The sequence below is a fragment of the Frankia alni ACN14a genome, from assembly GCF_000058485.1.
GTDB lineage: Bacteria > Actinomycetota > Actinomycetes > Frankiales > Frankiaceae > Frankia > Frankia alni.
The window spans coordinates 1619861-1636669 of sequence record NC_008278.1 but is presented as its reverse complement, the minus strand read 5'-3'; the positions used below and the strand labels follow the sequence as shown (position 1 = coordinate 1636669).

Here is a 16809-nt window from a genome sequence, read left to right as displayed (position 1 = left end):
ACCGATCAGCCCCGCGACTCGCGCCGGACGGCTCTCGATGCCCGTAGCGCGGCGCCGGCGGCGGCGAACAGCACGGCAGATGTTGACGAACAACCAGGTGCCGCGCCGCTGGTAGGGGGTGCCCTGCCGGCCGGCGGCGAGCTGGCCCAGGATCAGCCACCCCGGCAGGCCGAGACCGACAGCGAGGATCACGAGGCGGCCGGCGAGCGCCACGCCCCGGGCCGCCTCGTCGATCGGCAGACGACAGTAGACGAGCAGGACGGCGGCCACGGTCACGAACGCGGTCGCGGCACGCCGCCCGGCGTGGGTTCGCGCCCCGCCGGGGTCATCCCCGTCGCGGCCCTCCCCCGGTGCTGGCGGTGCTGGTGATCAGGGCAGTGCTGGTGATCAGGGCAGTGCTGGTGATCAGGGCGGTGCCGGCGTCACTGGTACTGGCGGACCGGACGGGGGCCGCGGCGGGCCGACCGGGGGCGTCGGATCGGTCGTGACGCCCGCCGTGTCGGCCGCCGCAACTGGCGTTGCACCGTGCCGACCGCCGATCCCCCGGCCCTGTCAGGCCGCGCAGTCCGAGCAGACGATACGGCGCGGATCCGCAAGCTGACTGCGGTGCTGCACCAGAAAGCACTGGGTGCAGGTGAACTCGTCCGCCTGCCGAGGAAGCACCCGCAGCGACAGTTCCTCGTCGCGGACCTCGGCGTCGGGCAGGTCCAGTTCGGCCTCGAGGGCGTCCATGTCGTCCCCGAGGTCCGCCGCGGCGCCCGCGCGCTGCGCCTTGAGCGTCTCCAGGCTCTGCTCCTGGAGCTCGTCCTCCTCGACATCCGTGCTTCGCCGAGCGTCGAAGTCACGAGCCATGCGTCTCCTTCCTTTCCCTGCCGTCGTTCACCCAGGGGTTATGCCAACCCGCGGGTGATGGTTCCCGCCGAACACGGGGAGCCATTCAACACGGCACCCCGGGACATCGGCTGGCTACGGTACGCAATGACCCCGAGGATGGGGGATGCAGTGCCTTATGTCCGCATTCCCGGTGCCTCCGCCACATCCAAGGGTCCCGGCCGGAACGCGGATCTCCAAAGCCGAGCGAAGGATACGGGGCGCAACCGCGTCAGGCCAGACAGGGGGCCGTCGGCGCGGTGTCGCTCCCACCACATTCACGACCGGACGTCACGACCCGGGCGGATCGCCTCCATCCCGATCGATGCGGCACCGTACACCACTCGGGCCCGGGGGCAGCGCCGGGTGGTCGGCGGATGGCGCCTGCACACCCGGCCGGGTTGCCCTCGCCCCGGGGCGAGGACTCAGAGATAGAGACCGGCGAGCCCGTCGTCGAGCCGCTCGGCCGCGACGGCGTGCACGTCCCGCTCCCGCAGCAGGACGTAGGTGGTCGAGTGCAGCTCGACCTCGGCGCGGTCCTCGGGATCGAACAGCACCCGGTCGCCGACCTGGATGGTCCGCACCGCGGTCCCCACCCCGACGACGTCGGCCCACGACAACCGCTTGCCCATGTGCGCCGTGGGCGGGATGACGATGCCGGCCTTCGACCGCCGGTCCACCGCGTCCTCCCGGGGCTCGACGAGCACCCGGTCATGAAGAAGCCTGATCGGCAGCGCGCCGGCCTGCATGACACCCGCCTGCGTGCCCGCCCCGGCCGCGCCGCCGCCCCCGTTGACACCGCCGGACACAACGCTCACAGGGTCGGACACTACCCGCCCGCGCCGGGCTCGCGGCACCCCCCGGCGGTCTTTGCGTGCGGACGGCGCACCGTGGGTGCGTCCGACGGATCCGGTCGCCGTCCATCTCGGGCGTACGGCCCGGCGCCGCGCCGCCCCGGTTCGGCGTCCGCGGTGTCGGCGCACCGACCCGGATCGCCGCACACCGATCCGGATCGCCGCACACCCATCCGGATCGCCATCGTGCGACCGATTGACCTGGGGTAACGAGGTGATGCACTCAATCGGCGTTGCCGGCATCGAGCGCTTTCGGCGCAGAGCCCTGCGAAACCTCCCCGGATGGGGAATGGTCCCCCAACGCGGTATAAGCTGCCGCCCATCGCTGCCCGGGCTGGCGCTGACGGGCGGCGTGCCGTGGCACCTCTCGATCGTCCGTTGGCGCCCAGGTAACCGTCGGCACGTCACGAACCTCAGGGATGGGGCACCACCATGGCATTGCGCATCAGTGTCGATCTCGATGGTCTGCGCTGGGCCGATCTGTTCCGCTTCGTCGATCTGGCCCGTAACGGCGGGATCAGCGCGGAGGATCAGGTCGACGTCATCACCTACGGCAGCGACCCGATGTCGGTCAGCCTCTCCGCCCGCATCTACCCGGCGACCGAGAGCTTTATGGCCTCGGAGCAGCCGGAGGCGTCCGGTGATGGTCTGCGCGGTGCACCACTCTCGATCGCCCCTGGTAGCGCCACCCCCAATGGCTCGGGATTCGCCTACGACGGCGGTTCCGCCGAGCGGAACGCCGCCCAGAACGGCACGCATTACCCCGCGTTCGACAACGGCCAGGATCGCGCCGGCGCGCCAGGCGGCGGCAGCCTGCCTCCGTACGGTCCCGGCTACGACGCGCCGACCGACCGGGGCGGTCCCGCGCCCGGCGGCCATTACCCCGCCTTCGACGGTCAGCCCGACCGGATGTCACCGAACGGTGGCGGTCAGTTCGCGGGATTCGAGCCATTTGATCGATCCGGACCGGGCAAGGAGCCCGGAGGTGCCCCCGGACAGGTCGAAAGTCCCTACATAGAGGAATTCGCCCGTCTACAGGAGGGTCTGATGCGCCAGGTTCGGCGCACCGACGAGGTCCGGCCGGACCGCTCCTGATCAGCGATTAGCCGCGCCGCGCCGCTGCGACTCCCGGGCCTCGGGCGGGACGTGACCGCGCATCCCTCGACCAGGTGGCCCGCCATCACGCTCACGGCAGGTGAGGAGGAGAAGACCGTCAGCGTCGCCCCGCACCGTTCGTCGGACGCGGACCGTGAGTCAGCCGTGACGGCACCCCCCATGGTTCTACGCCGTTCGCACCCTCTCGCCCGCTATGGTGCATGCTGCCTGTGATGGACGATCCGCGCCTTGCCGACGTCGAGCAATATCACGGGCGTTTGCGCTCCGAGCTCGACGTCATCGCGCGTGGGCCCGTTCTGGTCGGACCGAAGATCATAGAGCACATCCACTCTCTGATCACGCTCATCGATCTACATCAACCGAACGAGTTTGATCTCTGTCTGAGCTGCGACCGGCTCTGGCCCTGCGCCTCGATCATGGCCATCACCGGCATCTCGCAGGACGCCGGGGACGGCGGCCAGAACGGCGAGACCGAGCCGGGCTACGACGAGACCGAGGCCCAGAGCGCCGAGCGCGGCACCCTCGCGGTCGCCCATGCCACCGCGCCCGCCGCTGGCCGCCCCTCGTCCCCGTCGGCTGCCGGCTACCCGGCTGCCGGGTACGACGACCGGGAACAGAGCCGAGACGGCCGCTCCGATCGCGGAGCCGAGGACCAGCGCTTCGACGAGCCGCGGTTCGACGAGCCGCGGTTCAGCGAGCCGCAGTTCAGCGAGCCGCGGTCCGGCGAGCCGGAGTTCGACGACCAACGGTCGGACGACCGGCGGTTCGGCCCCCGCAGCGTCAGCGACCAGAGCTTCCACGACCCGAACTTCGACAACCCGCGGCCCGACGACCGCGCCTTCGACGACCGGCGCTTCGACGACCGGCGACCCGACGACCGGCGCTTCGACGATCACGATGCGGGCGGGCCGTACCAGGAGAGTCGACCGCGCGCCGGGCGGGGCCGCGACGATCGCGGCATCGACACCCATCCGGATGCCGGACGGGACCGCGGCTCCGTCCCGCCGCCTGGTCCGGGCCGTTCCCCGGCCGAGGTCGCGGCGCCGTCGCGCCTGCCGGGCACCCGACCCGCCGGCCCGCCGCCACCCGCCCGCCCTGGCCCGCCCACGCCGCCGCCATCGCCCCCGCCCTCGCCGCCGCTCTCCGCGCCGGGTCGGCCCGGCGGCACGCTGCCGGCGGTCGCGGCGTACGGCGGGACCATGCCCGGCGACGCCGACCGGTCCCCGGACCGAGCCCGTGACGGGTATTCGCCGGACCACGCCCGTGACGGCTATGCCGGCTACCCGTCGGCGGTCGCGCCCGGGCAGCCGACCCCGGCCCGGCCGACAGGCGCGACACCGCGGATCCCGGCACCACCCGGCCTGCCCCACCCGACCGGCGCGACGCCCAGGCTGCCCGGGATCGCCGAGGTGGGCCGGCGACCGGCCGCGGATGCCGGCCGCGACGACACGGTTTCGGGACGCCACTACGCGGCCCACCCGAACGGCACGGCGGCCCACCCGAACGGCACGGCGGCCCACCCGAACGGCACGGCGGCCCACCCGAACGGCACGGCGGCCCACCCGAACGGCACGGCGGCCCACCCGAACGGCACGGCGGCCCGGCCGGCGGCCGGGCCGCCGAACCTGCCCGGCACCACACCGCCCTCACCGGGAACGCGCCAACCCGGGGCATCCGGCTTCGCGCCGGCGCCCACGGCGACGGGCAGGCCGTCCTCGGCGCAGCCGCGGGCCACGGGCGCGGTTCCGATCGTGGGGGATGCCGGCCGGGAGCGGCCGGACGGATACGGCTCGGCGCTGCCGGGCCTGGCACCGCCCGTGCCCGCCGCCGGCCGACCGGTCCCACCGCTCGACGTCCCGGCGCGCCCGACCGGCGCTCAGCCCCGGTTGGCGGGCGGCGGCGTAGCCGGCCAGCGGCCGGACGGACCGCCGGACGCCTTCCCGAGCCAGGCCCGGCCGGTCGATCACAGCGCGCCGCCCGGATATCCCGATCGGGTGGCAGTGCCGGCGTCCCGCCCCGCACCGCCGATCTCCGGCCCGGTCGAGATGGCGGCGGCGCGGGCGAGCGGCACCTGGTCGCCCGGCCAGCACGCGCAGCCGACCCGCGCCGGCGGCCCGGCGGCCCGTGGCCCGGCGGACCCGGCCGGCGACGTGCCCGGCCCGCCTCGAGGACGCGACGCCGCCGGCCCGGCGGGAATGGGCCGGTCCGATGCTTCGGGCGGCCCGGGACGCCCGGACGGACCGGGCGGGCCCGGCCGAGCGGAGGGGCCACGCATGCGGGCCAATCCGGGAGGCGGCCCGAACCAGGACGGATCGCGGCTCTCGCCCGGCCGCGCCGGGGGCGGTGGTACGGCCACCCCCCGCCGCCACCCCCTGCCGCCGGGGGCCGACCGAGAACGGTCTGCCACGCTCGGCGGTGGCCCGCCGTCGCACCACGGCGACGTCCCCCTCGAGCGTCGGCCCGCGGGCGGGCACGCGGACGGCGATCTGCCCGGTCGTCCCGGCCAGGACGGCCAGGGATGGGCGGCCCCGGACCCGCGGGAGCGGTGGGGTCGAGGGCAGGCACCTGCGCCGGACCGGGCCGGGCCCCCCACCGGCGCGCCCCCACCGAACGGCCGATCGTCCTACCCGGCGCCCGCCGCGGGCCCGGTAGGTGCGGCGATGGGCGAGCCACGCCCGGGGAGTCCCGGCCGCGACCGTCCGATCGGGGCGGGCGGGTCCGGCACGCCGAATCCGCCGGGCCGCGGGCCGGACCCCCGCCCGGGGCGCCCGGGGCGGGCGGAACCGCCGCGCCGGCCGGGTGACCTCCCGGACCGGCCGGACAGGCTCCCGGACCGGTCGGAGACCGCGTCAGGCCGGGAGGCCGAGCTGTCCGCGGCGGCCGCGCGCATCGACCAGGCGCAGGTGGACGAGGTCACCCAGGCCTGGTTGGCACGCCGCGAATCCGTGCTGGACGGCATCGACGTCATCTGAGCCCCCGGTGGACCCCGCTGCGCCGCATGCCGAGCCGTGCCCGCGGCGCGTCGTGCCGCGGAAGGTCCCGTCGCGCGGTATCCAGATGCGGCACGTGGTCGTCAAGGCGACCGAGGGCCACGGACGGTGCAGGTTTGAGGTGGCGAGCGGTGTGGCAGGTACGCGTCGCCGGGCAGCTCGCCTGGCGCGAGGACGGCAACGGACGACGGAACCGTCCCGCCCGATTCCACGGAAGGTGAGGCGTGGCCGAGGCACTGACCGCACGCTTCGACCTGCCCGCCGATCCCCGGGCCGCCGGACGGGCCCGCCGCCTGGTCGCCGAACTGCTCGCCGCCTGGAGCCGCCCCGAGACCGTCGACGTCGCGCAGCTCCTCGTCAGCGAGGTCGTGACAAACGCCGTGCGGTTCGTCGGCGACCGCAGCGCGCTGTGCCTGAGCGTCGAGCTGCAGGCCGACCGGATCCGCATCGCCGTCGACGACGGGACCGCGCAGCATCCGGCGCTGAAGCCCGCCGGCGAGGACGACGAGTCCGGCCGGGGCATGCACCTGGTCGCCGCGCTGGCCCTGCAGTGGGGTGTCGTCGACATCCTGGACGGCCAGGGGCCGGGCAAGCAGGTCTGGTTCGATCTTCCCCGCCAGCCGGATCCGCCACGTCAGGAGGATTCGCTGGAGGTAGCCTGCGGCTCCTGACGGAGCTTCGAACGCCGCCCGGCATCGACCAGCCGAAGAAGTGTTAAAGCGGCATTTCTGCACATATCTCCCACATGTTTCCTACCGCGAAGCCGTGGCGGCCGACCTCGTGGCCCGCACCGGCACCATCGGATGATTTGTCCGCTCCCTGCGCCGACGACCGGAGTTAGTCAGGCCGACAATGCGGATGCTTCAGGTGTTGTTCAGCCAACTCGCGTACCGTGACCTGCGTCTCCATCGTCACGACCGTGACCACTGCTCCGGCCCTACGGGGGTTGTCATAGAGATCCCGGTCCTGCTCGGCGCGGAGAGCGCCCCCGTACCGACCGACCCGCCCGAGACGCTGCCCCGCCAGCGCCGCCGCCCGGCCAGGCCCGAGAACGTCGGGGCCGTGCCGGCGGAACACCCGGCCGGTGCCGTCGACCCCGACCGGCACGTCTTCGACGAGCCCCTCGCCGTCGGCCTGGCGCGGTCCCGGCGCCGGCCCCTGCTGTGCGGGATCGTCGTCGCGGCGCTGCTGGTCGTGCTGGCGGTGCGCTTCCGCGGGGACGCCGTCTCCCGGCTGTCCGGGGTGCCCGCCCCGCGATGGCACTGGCTCGCCGCGTGTGCCTGCTGCACGGCGCTGTTCTACGTCGCCAACGGCCTGTCCATGCGCGCGGCCAGCGGCCTGCGAGTGCAGCTGCGCACGGTGACGGGCGTCCAGGTGGCCGCCGCGGCGGCGAACCGGATCGTCCCCGCCGGCCTCGGCGCCATCGCGGTCCACCTGCGGTTCCTGGAGAAGCGCGGGATGACCCGGCCCGCGGCGCTCGCCGCCGTCGCGTCGATCAAGGCCGCGGGCGCGGTCTCCCACCTGGCCGGCATCGTCATCGTGGCCGGGACGCTCAGCGATTCGGGGATCGGCGCGGCGGTGGTCAGCCCGGTCCGGTCCACCCTCGAGGGGATCGGCGCGGGCCCGGTGCTGCTCGGCTGCGTGGTCGTCTGCGCGCTCGTGACCGGGACCGTCGCCCATCCGCGGGTGCGGGCGATGGCGCGTCCCGCCGTCCGGGCCTTCCGCGCTCATCTGTCGGTCCTCGCGCACTCCCCCGGACGCGCCACGGTCCTGCTGCTGTCCCAGGCCGGCACCCGCCTGTTCCAGATCCTGGCGCTGGCCTGCACGGTCTGGGCCTTCGGGGCCAGCATCTCGGTGATGTCGGTGGCCACCGTCTACCTCGTCGGCTCCATGGTGGCCGGCGCGGCGCCGACGGCCGGCGGGGTGGGCGCGCTCGAACCCGCGCTGGCCTTCGGGCTGGCGGCCGCCGGCGGCGACGCCGCGACCATGCTTGCCGCCGTCCTCGTCTACCGGGTGATCAGCTTCTGGCTGCCGGTCCTGCCCGGGATCGTCGCCCTGGCCGGCCTGCGGCGCAGCGGGAACCTGTAGCGCACGCCCGGCGGCGGGGGCCGACGCGGCACGGGGTCAGGCCGGCAGGTTGAGGGCCTCGACCACCGGCGCCTCGTGCTCGTGACCGAGCACCGACAGCCCACCCGCGTTCAGCACGAAGTACGCCCCTGCCCGGGGCGGCAGACCGAGCCAGCGGGCGGCGAGCACCCGCAGCATGTGCCCGTGCCCGACGAGCGCGACGTCGCCGCGCCCCAGCCAGGGGCGCAGCCGGTCCAGCACCGCGTCGGCCCGCGCGCCGACCTGCTCGGCGGTCTCACCACCGGGCACCGGCGCGGTCCACACCGTCCAGCCGGGCACCGTCTCACGGATCGTCGCCGTGGTGATTCCCTCGTAGTCGCCGTAGTCCCATTCGGCCAGGTCGTCCCAGCACTCCCGCGCGGTCTCGGAGGTGGTGACGAGGCCGGCGAGGTCGGCGGTGCGTCGAGCCCGCAGCCGCGGGCTGGTTGCGACGAGCCCGAAGGACCACGTCGACAGCCGAGCGGCCTGCCCGGCGGCCTGGCGTTCCCCCTCGGCGGTGAGCTCGACGTCCGTGCGGCCCGTGTGCCGACCGAGCCGGCTCCACTCGGTCTCCCCGTGGCGCAGCAGCACCACCCGGCCCGGCGGGACCTGTGCGGTCATGCGCGGCGGGAGGACCGCCGCCGCCGGCGCCGTACCCCGCCGGCGAACAGCAGCAGACCCCCGCCGACCAGGGCCACCCGATCCCACCGCACGACCCGCACGAGGGTCACGCCGCCGCTCTGGGACAGCCGGTTCACCCCGGACCCGCCGGCCCGGCCCCCGCCGGGGACCAGCACCCCGCCGGCCGTCGTGCCGGGACCCGCGGGTAGTTGCGGCGCGTCCGGGCCCGGGCCGAGCCCGAGCGCGGGGCCGTAGCGCTGCCGCAGCTCGGCAGCCCTGATCCGGAGCTGCTCCTGCGTGCGCTCGGCGATCCGGCGTGGACTGACGATCTCGGCGATCGAGTCGATCGTCTCGGCCAGTTCGGCGCGGGTCTCCTCGATCTGCCGCTGGATGACGGCCGGGTCCTGCGGCACGAATGTTGCCCTCTCGTCCGGTGCGGATGGCGGCGGTCACGGTGCGCGCCGATCGCTCGACGCCGCACCGCGGACGACCCCGTCAGGTGCGGCCCTGCTGGGCGCGGCCCTGCCGGGTGCGCCCCTGCCAGGTGCGACCCCCTCGGGTGCGGCCGGCCTGTTCTGATCGTGCCAGACCGACCACCCCCCGGCGAGGCGAAACGTCGAGTGGTCGCCAGGAGGTCTCTCACGTTTGCCCCCGCGTGCCGGCTTGCCCCCACTTCGGCGCCTGCCTCCGACCTGTCGCCCCCGGCCCGCGTCCGTGGATCAGCCCAGGCCGTCGACCGGCTCGCCGACGGCGGGCCGGACTGACCGGGGATCGCGAGGCGCCGGACATTACGCTGAGGGCTGTGCGCGGCGGTCGGCAACGGTCTGACCCGGGAGGGCATCGCCCCGGGCCGCCCAGTCCTGACCCCCCGCACCCGCGGCATCAACCGCGCCCACACCGCCCGCACCGCCCGCACCGCCCACAGCGCGGCGGCGTGCTCTGCGCCGTGGTCCCTCGCGGCGCTCTCGCCGGAGCCGCGTTCGCGGTGCCGGCGGTGGCCTGGGCACTGCTCGCTCACCTTCCGCTGACCGGCCAGGCGCCGCCGACCCGCCGGCTGTTCCTCGTCGCGCTGGTCGCCGTCCTGCTCGCCATCGCGGCCGAGATCGTCCGACCGGTCCTGGCCGGCCGCCGGGCCGCACCCGCGGCCCGGCACCAGCACGGCCCGCGCCGACGGATCGGCGGGCCGCGGACCTTCGGCGGCCTGCTCGCCGTCCAGGGCCTCCTGCACGCGGCGCTCGCCGCGGTCGGCTGCGGGGCCGCGCCACAGGCTGCGCGCGGCGATCGCCTGCTCGGCGTGCTCCTCTGCCACGATGGCCGCGCCGGCGCCGCATCGGCGGTGCAGGCCGCCAGGGCAGTGGTCGGCTCGGCGCTGCGCCCCGGGCCAACTGCTCCCGCGCAGGAGGCCGGTTCCGGGCTGGCGCACGTCGATCCGGCGCTGCTGGCGGCCGCCCGTCGGGTCGCGGCCGGGACCGGTTCAGCCGACGCGTCGGCCGCGGGCCACCGTCACGTCGACGGCCTGGCTGCGTTCGTTCCCGCGTCCGCCTCGGCCGGCGCGGCCGCCCTGGCGATGCTGCTCGCCCACGCCCTGGCCGCGGCGCTGATGTTCTGGTGGGCCCGACGCGGCGCGGAGGTGTTGGTGGCCGCCGGTCGGCTGCTGGCGTGCCGGCTGCCCACCCTCCAGGCGACCTCGCCGCGTGCGGCGCCGGCCCTGCGGTTCGCGCCGATCGGGCGAGCGGGATCGAGGGGGCGCCCGCGCCTGCTGTTGCTGCGTCATGCCGTCGCTCGGCGCGGCCCGCCGGTGCCGCTCGCCATCAGATCGTTCCGGGATGCGTGGCGGGTCGCCGCGGTCTAGCTGCGCTGCGCCGCGGGCCGGGCGGTGGGGCATCGCTGCGTTGCCTGTGCCGCCGTCTGGCTACCTGTGCGGGCCGTCTGTTGCCTGCACGGGCCGTCTGTGGCGTCGCCGCGCGTCCCGCTTTGCCTCATCAGTCCGTCAGCCCGTCACCCACGGCTTGTACGTCGATCATCTTTGATCACGCCCGCCGCCGGCCGGTGGCGATCCCGCGCGCCTGCGGCGCCCGCTCCTGGAGTGTCATGTCCCTGATCCGTCCCCGTCGCGAGGTCCCCGTCCGCCTCGGCCGGTCCACCTCCCGCCACGCGGTCCCACCCGTTCCCCTGTCCCCCCCGATCGGGCCGCCCCCGGCCACCCAGCCCTCCCCGGCCGGCCAGCCCTCCCCGGCCGGCCAGCCCTCCTCTGCCGGCTCGGCCGCCGCGGCCGTTCAGCCGTCGCTGCTCGCCCAGCCGTCGCCGGCGGCCGGTCGGCGACGGCCGCGGCGACTGTTCGCCATCCTCGGGTCGGCGTTGGCCGTCTCGTCGCTGTTGCTGGTCACCGCCTGCGCCGGTTCCGGAACGAACAACGGGGTGACCGTCGTCGACGCGGGCGACGGGGGCGATGACGGTCTGCACGGCACCGTTCCGGCGCAGCGGCTGGCCAAACCCGCCCTGAATCTGACCGATACCGACGGACGTCCCTTCGACCTGCGGGAACGGACGAAGGGAAAGGTCACCCTGCTGTTCTTCGGCTACACGCACTGCCCCGACGTCTGCCCGACGACGATGGCGGACATCTCCTCGGCACTCACCGAGGTCAAACCGGACGTACGGCAGCAGATCGCGGTCGTTTTCGTGACGTCCGATCCTGATCGGGATACCGGGCCGGTTCTCAGTCGTTGGCTTAGGCAGTTCGACGCGACCTTCATCGGTGTCCGTGGCACGTTCGACCGGATCCAGACCGAGGCCGAGGCCCTGGGCGTCCCCCTGGAGAAGCCCGAGGTCCAGGCCGACGGTTCCGTTCTGGTCACCCACGGCTCCCAGGTGATCGCCTTCTCCCGGGACGACCGGATCCGCGCGCTGTACCTGGCGGGCACGGGCGTCCAGGCCTACATCGACGACCTGCCCAAGCTGACCGCCGAGCGGTCCGGACCAGAAGCCCGGTCATGAACACGATTGCCTACCGCCTCACCACGCCGACGCAGCCGGCGAGCCGGGGCATCTCCACCGTCCTGCGTCTGGCCCTCGGCGCCGTCTGGCTCGTCGCCGGCCTGCTGAAGGTCAACGATCCGGACGGCATGCTGCGCTCGGTGCGGGCGTTTCGCATCCTGCCCGAGGCGCTGGTGCAGCCGGTGGCCTACGGCGTGCCGTTTCTGGAGATCGCCCTCGGCGTGCTGCTCGTCGTGGGACTCGCGGTGCGGGTGACCGCGCTGGTGTCGGCGCTGATGTTCGCCGTCTACATCGCGGCCATCGCCTCGGCGGCGGCCCGCGGCCTGCGCATCGACTGCGGCTGCTTCTCCTCCGGCGGCGACCTGACGGCCGACGCCCCCACGCACTACACCTCCGAGCTGGTCCGCGACAGCCTGCTGCTCGCCGCGGCCGCGCTGCTCGCCTGGCGGCCCGGCGGCTACCTCGCCGTGGACCGCATCCTCGACAAGCCGGTCAACGACCGTTCCAGGAGTGACACAGATGGCTTCGAGTTCTAAGACCCGCGGCAAGGGCGGGAACGGCCGCAACGTCCCGACCGCGACCAGGTCCGCCGGCCGATCCGCCGCCAGCTCCGCGGCCGGCTCCGAAGGCGGCGCCAGCTCCGGAGACGCTGTCAGCTCCGGAGGCGCTGTCAGCTCCGAAGGCAGTGCCGGCGCCCGCGGCGGTGCCGGGACGAGAGCGGCGGCAGGGCCGAGCTCCGCGGGGGCAGCCGGTGGCGGATCGGGTCCGGCTCGGCGGGGCAAGGCGGGCGCCGAGGACCGGCGGGCCAAGGCCGCGGCCGCCCGGGCTGCGGCGGCGGCTCAGGAACGGCGCCGGCGCAATCTGATCGTCGCCGGGGTGGTCGTCGTGGTGCTCATCGTCGCCGGCGTGATCGGCTTTGCCGTGCAGAACTCGCGGGAGGAGTCGAAGCCGGTCGTGCTGCCGGCCACGGCCACCGGGCGCGACAACGGCATCATCGTCGGCCAGGCGTCCGCCCCCGTGACGGTGGACCTGTACGAGGACTTCCAGTGCCCCGCCTGCGGGGCGCTGGAGACGCAGACCGGCCCGACGATCCGCGCCCTGCTCGATCAGGGCAAGATCAAGATTGACTATCACATGATGTCGTTCCTCGGTCCCGAGTCGAAGCGGGCGGCGAACGCGGCGGCCGCCGCGGCGAACGAGGGCAGGTTCCGCCAGCTTCACGACGTTCTGTACGCCAACCAGCCGGAGGAGAAGACCGGCGGCTTCACCAACGACACCCTGCTCACGCTCGGTGCCAAGGCCGGCCTGACCTCGCAGGCCTACAAGGACGCCGTCAACAACGGCACCTACGACGGCTACGTCGCCAAGGTCGACAGCGACGCGTCGAAGGCCGGCGTCGCGCAGACGCCGACCGTCGAAATCGGCGGCAAGCAGCTCTCCGGCACCCAGCTCACCCCCGACGGCTTCCGCGCCGCCGTCACCGCCGCGAGCTGACCGGGTCCCCGGCCAGGGCGAACGGCCAGCCCGCGCCGCGCCGGCCGTCTCCTTCCCCCTGGAAGGAACGGCCGGCCGCGGCCGCGCGTGCTGCTCCCTGGCCTCGGGGGACGGGGGCGGTTTGCCGTTCCGCGCAGGCCACGACTACTTTTCGGGCCATGACTGAGACCGCCAGCGCCGCCCGTCTCGCCCCCGGCGACCCCGCTCCAGACTTCACCCTGCCCGACGCCGACGGCAACGAGGTGTCGCTGTCGTCGTTGCGGGGCCGCCGCGTCGTCGTCTACTTCTACCCGGCCGCGTCGACGCCGGGCTGCACCAAGCAGGCGTGCGACTTCCGGGACAGCCTCGCCCAGCTCAACGACGCCGGCATCGACGTCCTCGGGATCTCCCCCGACAAGCCGGCGAAGCTGGTGAAGTTCCGCGACAACGAGTCGCTGACGTTCCCGCTGCTGTCCGACCCGGAGCGCAGCGTCCTGAAGTCCTACGGCGCGTTCGGCGAGAAGACGATGTACGGCAAGAAGACCGTCGGCGTGATCCGCTCGACGTTCGTCATCGGCGCCGACGGCCGGATCGAGGTGGCGCAGTACAACGTCCGCGCGACCGGCCACGTCGCCAAGCTCCTGCGCGACCTCAACCTCGCCACCGCCTGACCAACCCGCGCCGCTCCCCTCGCCCGCCACCCGCCGCCGCCACCTGCCCGGCCGCCGCCGCCACCCGCCCGGCCGCCGCCGCGCCGCGCCGCCGCTCGCCGCCTGCATATCCAGAGGGATAAGTCGGACACGGAACCCTCTGGATAAGCAGGGAGGTGCACGCAGCGCGCCGGGGTTGGCCCGCGGGGTTCTAGCTCGCCGGCCGCAGATCCCAGCGCAGCAGCACGTTCTCCGGCCGCCGCGGGTCGACCAGCACCGGGATGCGCCGTGGCCGACCGGAGGAGGCGATCGCCGCGCGGCTGAGATCCATGTCCGCGTCGGGCACCACCGCGCTGCGCACCACCGGATACGGCGCGCCCCCCGGCCGATCGACGAGCAGGTGCACCTCGGCGACGGCCCGGCCGTTCACCCGCACGCCTGTGTCACACAGCGTGTCCACGGTCGCGGTGGTGGCCTGCCCGGAGTGGATCAGCGTCAGCGCCCGGTTGCGCTCCAGCAGGGCACGCTGGGCGGCGTGCCGGGGCCCGGACCGCCCCATGCGCGACACGATCCGCGCGGCCCCGTCGGCCGCCGCCGCGTCCGCCACCGTCTGGTGCGCGCCAGGAGGAGCCGCCGCCGCGAGATGCCGCCGGGCACCTCGGGTTCTGTCGCCCTCGTCGAGGTCATCGTCGACGGCACCCGCGGGCACACCGTCCGAGCCCGACTGCCCCTCGGCGACCGTAATACCAGCGGAATCGGCCGGTGGGTCGTCCGAGTCAGACCCGTCGCCAACGACGTCGACGACGACACGGCCGACGGAGGTGGACGGGATGTCGATGGGTGCAGCGCCGGTCGAGTCCGCGGTGGGCACGGCGGTGTCGGTGGGCACGGCGGTGTCGGTGGACGCGCCGCCGGTACCCGGGGCCTCCGTCGTGGTCATTTGTTGTCGTCTCCCAGTCGTCCTCGCGCGGACCGGCGCACGCACCAGCCTGCCGCCGGACTACCACCCGTGCGGGTCGGGCTGGCGACAGCGAGACCGCCGCGCCTGTCGGCAAGGCGACCGTCGGACCAACGATGGCGGCCGACGACGCGAACCCTGTTGACGGCCCGGTATGTGTCCGGCTCCCATCCCCTCAAACCCCGCGAAACAGAACGAGACGCATCTGGACGGACCTCGCAGCGCACGGTGACCGCCGATCGACGCTTCGGAGGGCCGCCATGCCACCGTGGTGCCGGTCCTCGCTACCCTGGAAGCCACGCGGGAGTGGCGGAATGGCAGACGCAGCAGGTTTAGGTCCTGCCGCCCTAGGGCGTGGGGGTTCAAGTCCCCCCTCCCGCACCCGCTCCAGAGCGTCTACGGATTGTCGCTAGCTCGCGGTCGGCGCCACGCGACGACCGCGAGCAGTGGACAAGTAGCGCGACTAGTTCGCGGGTGGTAGCAGCCGCACCGCCATGCTGAAGAACCCACCGCCGGAGACCTGACGGACCCCGGACAGTGCGAGCACCTTCACCGGTGATTCGCGGGTGGTTTCGGTGCCGTCTCCCAACGGGTAACGGCCCCACGCCCATACCGTGCCATCCGAGAGCAGCGCCAGGCTGTGGAGGTTTCCGGTAGCAATCTGGGTGACCGACCTGGGTCCCTGAGCGGCCCCGGACCCCTGAGCGGCGGAGGTCGTGGCGCCCGCCGGCGGTAGTCCGGGTATCCGCACCGGCGTCACGCGGTCCGTCCTCGTGCGGTCCCCCAGTTGTCCGCTGCTGTTGTCACCCCACGCGAACACCTGACCGGAGGAGAGGCCGGCGCCGCCGAGCAACGCCAGGCTGTGGGTCTCACCGGCAGCAATCCGAGCGACCCCGGTCAGCCCGGCAGCTCGCACCGCCGTGGTGGAGTCCCTCGTGGTCCCGTCACCCAGCTGCCCGTTCCGGTTCAAGCCCCAGCCCCAGACGGCGCCATCGCCGCGCACCACCAGACTGTGACCACCGCCGGCAGCGATCTGGGTGACGCCGGTCAGCCCCGAAACCTGCGTCGGCGTGGAACGGCTGGTGGTGCTGCCGTCGCCCACCTGCCCGAACTCGTTGTCGCCCCAGGCCCACACGGTGCCGTCGTTGCGTAGCGCGAGGCCATGCGCCGCGCCGGCGTCCACCTGGGTGATGCCGGCCAGTCCCGAGACCTGTACCGGTGTGTTGCGGCCCCTGGTGCTGCCGTCGCCCAGCTGTCCGTAGCTGTTTGCACCCCAGGCCCAGACCGTGCCGTCGGACCGCAGGGCGAGCGTGAAATGGCTGTTCGCGGCGATCTGGGTGATGCCGGTCAGCCCGGACACCGGTCCCGGCGTGCGGCGGTCCGTCGTGGTTCCATCACCCAACTCCCCGTTGAGGTTGAGGCCCGAGGTCCACACCGTGCCGTCCGAGCGCAGCACCACACTGTGATAGCCGCCGGCGGCGACCTGGGTGACGCCGTCAGTCAGTCCGACCACCTGCACGGGCGTGAGGCGCGTTGTCGTGCTCCCGTCGCCCAGCGCCCCGTCGGGGTTGAAACCCCAGGCCGCAGCACCGATGTGGTCGGCGGCGGTGGACGCGGCCACAGCCGGCCCCACCGGCGCGAACAACGCCGTGGCCCCCACTGCCACCGCCACCGCCCGGATGGCGCGCCCACGCCTGCGTGGCCATCTGCCAGCCGACCGCCCGTCGTGCACCGGCGAGTCCGAACGAACACCTACCGCGCTCACCATGATCCTCCCTCGACGTAGCCCTTCCACCACCGCCCGGCGGCGGAGCCAGACCCACGGCTGCGGTCCGGGCGGGCATAATCCGCACGGATTCAGCCTGGGTTGGGTCCTCCTGGGTGAGCCGTGACGTAGCTGTGACGCCCCTGTGCCGCCGTGATGCGCGGAAAACCCCGCCACGGTCAATCCCCGCCACCGGTGGGCGCGGGGTCTGCCGCATTGGCGAGGACGACGAGGAGTGCCGCAGCCTGATGAAAGAGTTCATCGAGGCGGAGCCGACCCTGTGGAGTGAGGACATCGGCGACTAGCCGGAGCGGCGGGCGACATCTGGCGCTCAGCACCGGACCAGGTCCGGCCTGACGTCGACGAGTTCGTCGCCAGGCCGGACCGATTCCGGTCAGGTACCCGTCAG

Annotated in this window: 15 protein-coding genes and 1 tRNA gene; 10 read left to right on the top strand and 6 right to left on the bottom strand. The window is 74.1% G+C overall.

Annotated features, from left to right (window positions below):
• Positions 1 to 552 precede the first annotated feature (552 nt).
• On the bottom strand, positions 553 to 852 hold the full coding sequence (locus FRAAL_RS06695) for a DUF4193 family protein (RefSeq protein ID WP_009740125.1): 300 nt from the start codon (positions 850 to 852) through the stop codon (positions 553 to 555).
• Positions 853 to 1295: 443 nt separating this feature from the next.
• The gene (locus FRAAL_RS06690; protein WP_011602728.1) at positions 1296 to 1688 is read right to left on the bottom strand and encodes a GroES family chaperonin; all 393 of its coding nucleotides are present in this window, start codon (positions 1686 to 1688) and stop codon (positions 1296 to 1298) included.
• A 468-nt stretch (positions 1689 to 2156) separates the two neighbouring features.
• Here FRAAL_RS06690 and FRAAL_RS06685 point away from each other — a divergent pair, with 468 nt between their 5' ends.
• The 4 genes from FRAAL_RS06685 (at position 2157) to FRAAL_RS06670 (ending at position 7918) form a co-directional block, all read left to right on the top strand.
• The gene (locus FRAAL_RS06685; protein ID WP_011602726.1) at positions 2157 to 2819 is read left to right on the top strand and encodes a hypothetical protein; all 663 of its coding nucleotides are present in this window, start codon (positions 2157 to 2159) and stop codon (positions 2817 to 2819) included.
• Positions 2820 to 3052: 233 nt separating this feature from the next.
• Positions 3053 to 5812, top strand: coding sequence for a hypothetical protein (locus tag FRAAL_RS32805; RefSeq protein WP_041938937.1), 2760 nt, complete (start codon positions 3053 to 3055; stop codon positions 5810 to 5812).
• Between the two features lie 242 nt (positions 5813 to 6054).
• On the top strand, positions 6055 to 6501 hold the full coding sequence (locus FRAAL_RS06675; RefSeq protein WP_011602723.1) for an ATP-binding protein: 447 nt from the start codon (positions 6055 to 6057) through the stop codon (positions 6499 to 6501).
• A 181-nt stretch (positions 6502 to 6682) separates the two neighbouring features.
• The gene (locus FRAAL_RS06670; RefSeq protein ID WP_041938936.1) at positions 6683 to 7918 is read left to right on the top strand and encodes a lysylphosphatidylglycerol synthase transmembrane domain-containing protein; all 1236 of its coding nucleotides are present in this window, start codon (positions 6683 to 6685) and stop codon (positions 7916 to 7918) included.
• A gap of 36 nt (positions 7919 to 7954) precedes the next feature.
• Here FRAAL_RS06670 and FRAAL_RS06665 read toward each other — a convergent pair whose 3' ends face one another.
• Both FRAAL_RS06665 and FRAAL_RS06660 read right to left on the bottom strand, forming a co-directional pair.
• Positions 7955 to 8557 carry a histidine phosphatase family protein gene (locus tag FRAAL_RS06665; RefSeq protein WP_011602720.1) on the bottom strand — a complete coding sequence of 201 codons (603 nt, stop codon included), beginning with the start codon at positions 8555 to 8557 and terminating at the stop codon, positions 7955 to 7957.
• Positions 8554 to 8970, bottom strand: coding sequence for a DUF3618 domain-containing protein (locus FRAAL_RS06660; RefSeq protein ID WP_011602719.1), 417 nt, complete (start codon positions 8968 to 8970; stop codon positions 8554 to 8556). The genes FRAAL_RS06665 and FRAAL_RS06660 overlap by 4 nt, the downstream gene beginning before the upstream one ends.
• A gap of 521 nt (positions 8971 to 9491) precedes the next feature.
• Here FRAAL_RS06660 and FRAAL_RS06655 point away from each other — a divergent pair.
• From FRAAL_RS06655 to bcp, 5 genes are all read left to right on the top strand, one after another.
• Complete coding sequence (locus tag FRAAL_RS06655; RefSeq protein WP_231861541.1) at positions 9492 to 10409, top strand: hypothetical protein; 918 nt, start codon at positions 9492 to 9494, stop codon at positions 10407 to 10409.
• Between the two features lie 239 nt (positions 10410 to 10648).
• Positions 10649 to 11554 carry an SCO family protein gene (locus FRAAL_RS06650; RefSeq protein ID WP_231861540.1) on the top strand — a complete coding sequence of 302 codons (906 nt, stop codon included), beginning with the start codon at positions 10649 to 10651 and terminating at the stop codon, positions 11552 to 11554.
• On the top strand, positions 11551 to 12090 hold the full coding sequence (locus tag FRAAL_RS06645) for a MauE/DoxX family redox-associated membrane protein (RefSeq protein ID WP_011602715.1): 540 nt from the start codon (positions 11551 to 11553) through the stop codon (positions 12088 to 12090). The genes FRAAL_RS06650 and FRAAL_RS06645 overlap by 4 nt, the downstream gene beginning before the upstream one ends.
• Positions 12074 to 13048 (top strand): DsbA family protein, encoded by a 975-nt coding sequence (locus tag FRAAL_RS06640; RefSeq protein ID WP_041938935.1) that lies wholly within the window; start codon positions 12074 to 12076, stop codon positions 13046 to 13048. The genes FRAAL_RS06645 and FRAAL_RS06640 overlap by 17 nt, the downstream gene beginning before the upstream one ends.
• 158 nt (positions 13049 to 13206) lie before the next feature.
• Positions 13207 to 13698 carry a thioredoxin-dependent thiol peroxidase gene (gene bcp / locus FRAAL_RS06635; RefSeq protein WP_011602713.1) on the top strand — a complete coding sequence of 164 codons (492 nt, stop codon included), beginning with the start codon at positions 13207 to 13209 and terminating at the stop codon, positions 13696 to 13698.
• A 190-nt stretch (positions 13699 to 13888) separates the two neighbouring features.
• Here bcp and FRAAL_RS33950 read toward each other — a convergent pair whose 3' ends face one another.
• Entirely contained in the window at positions 13889 to 14617 is a 729-nt protein-coding gene (locus FRAAL_RS33950; protein ID WP_193790324.1) for a hypothetical protein, read from the bottom strand.
• A gap of 318 nt (positions 14618 to 14935) precedes the next feature.
• Between FRAAL_RS33950 and FRAAL_RS06625 the strand changes: the two genes are divergently transcribed.
• Positions 14936 to 15016: transfer RNA gene (locus FRAAL_RS06625), tRNA-Leu, on the top strand.
• 82 nt (positions 15017 to 15098) lie between these two features.
• Here the strand turns inward: FRAAL_RS06625 and FRAAL_RS06620 are convergent.
• Positions 15099 to 16307, bottom strand: a complete 1209-nt coding sequence (locus FRAAL_RS06620) for an RCC1 domain-containing protein (RefSeq protein ID WP_162137457.1) — start codon at positions 16305 to 16307, stop codon at positions 15099 to 15101.
• Positions 16308 to 16809: the final 502 nt, after the last annotated feature.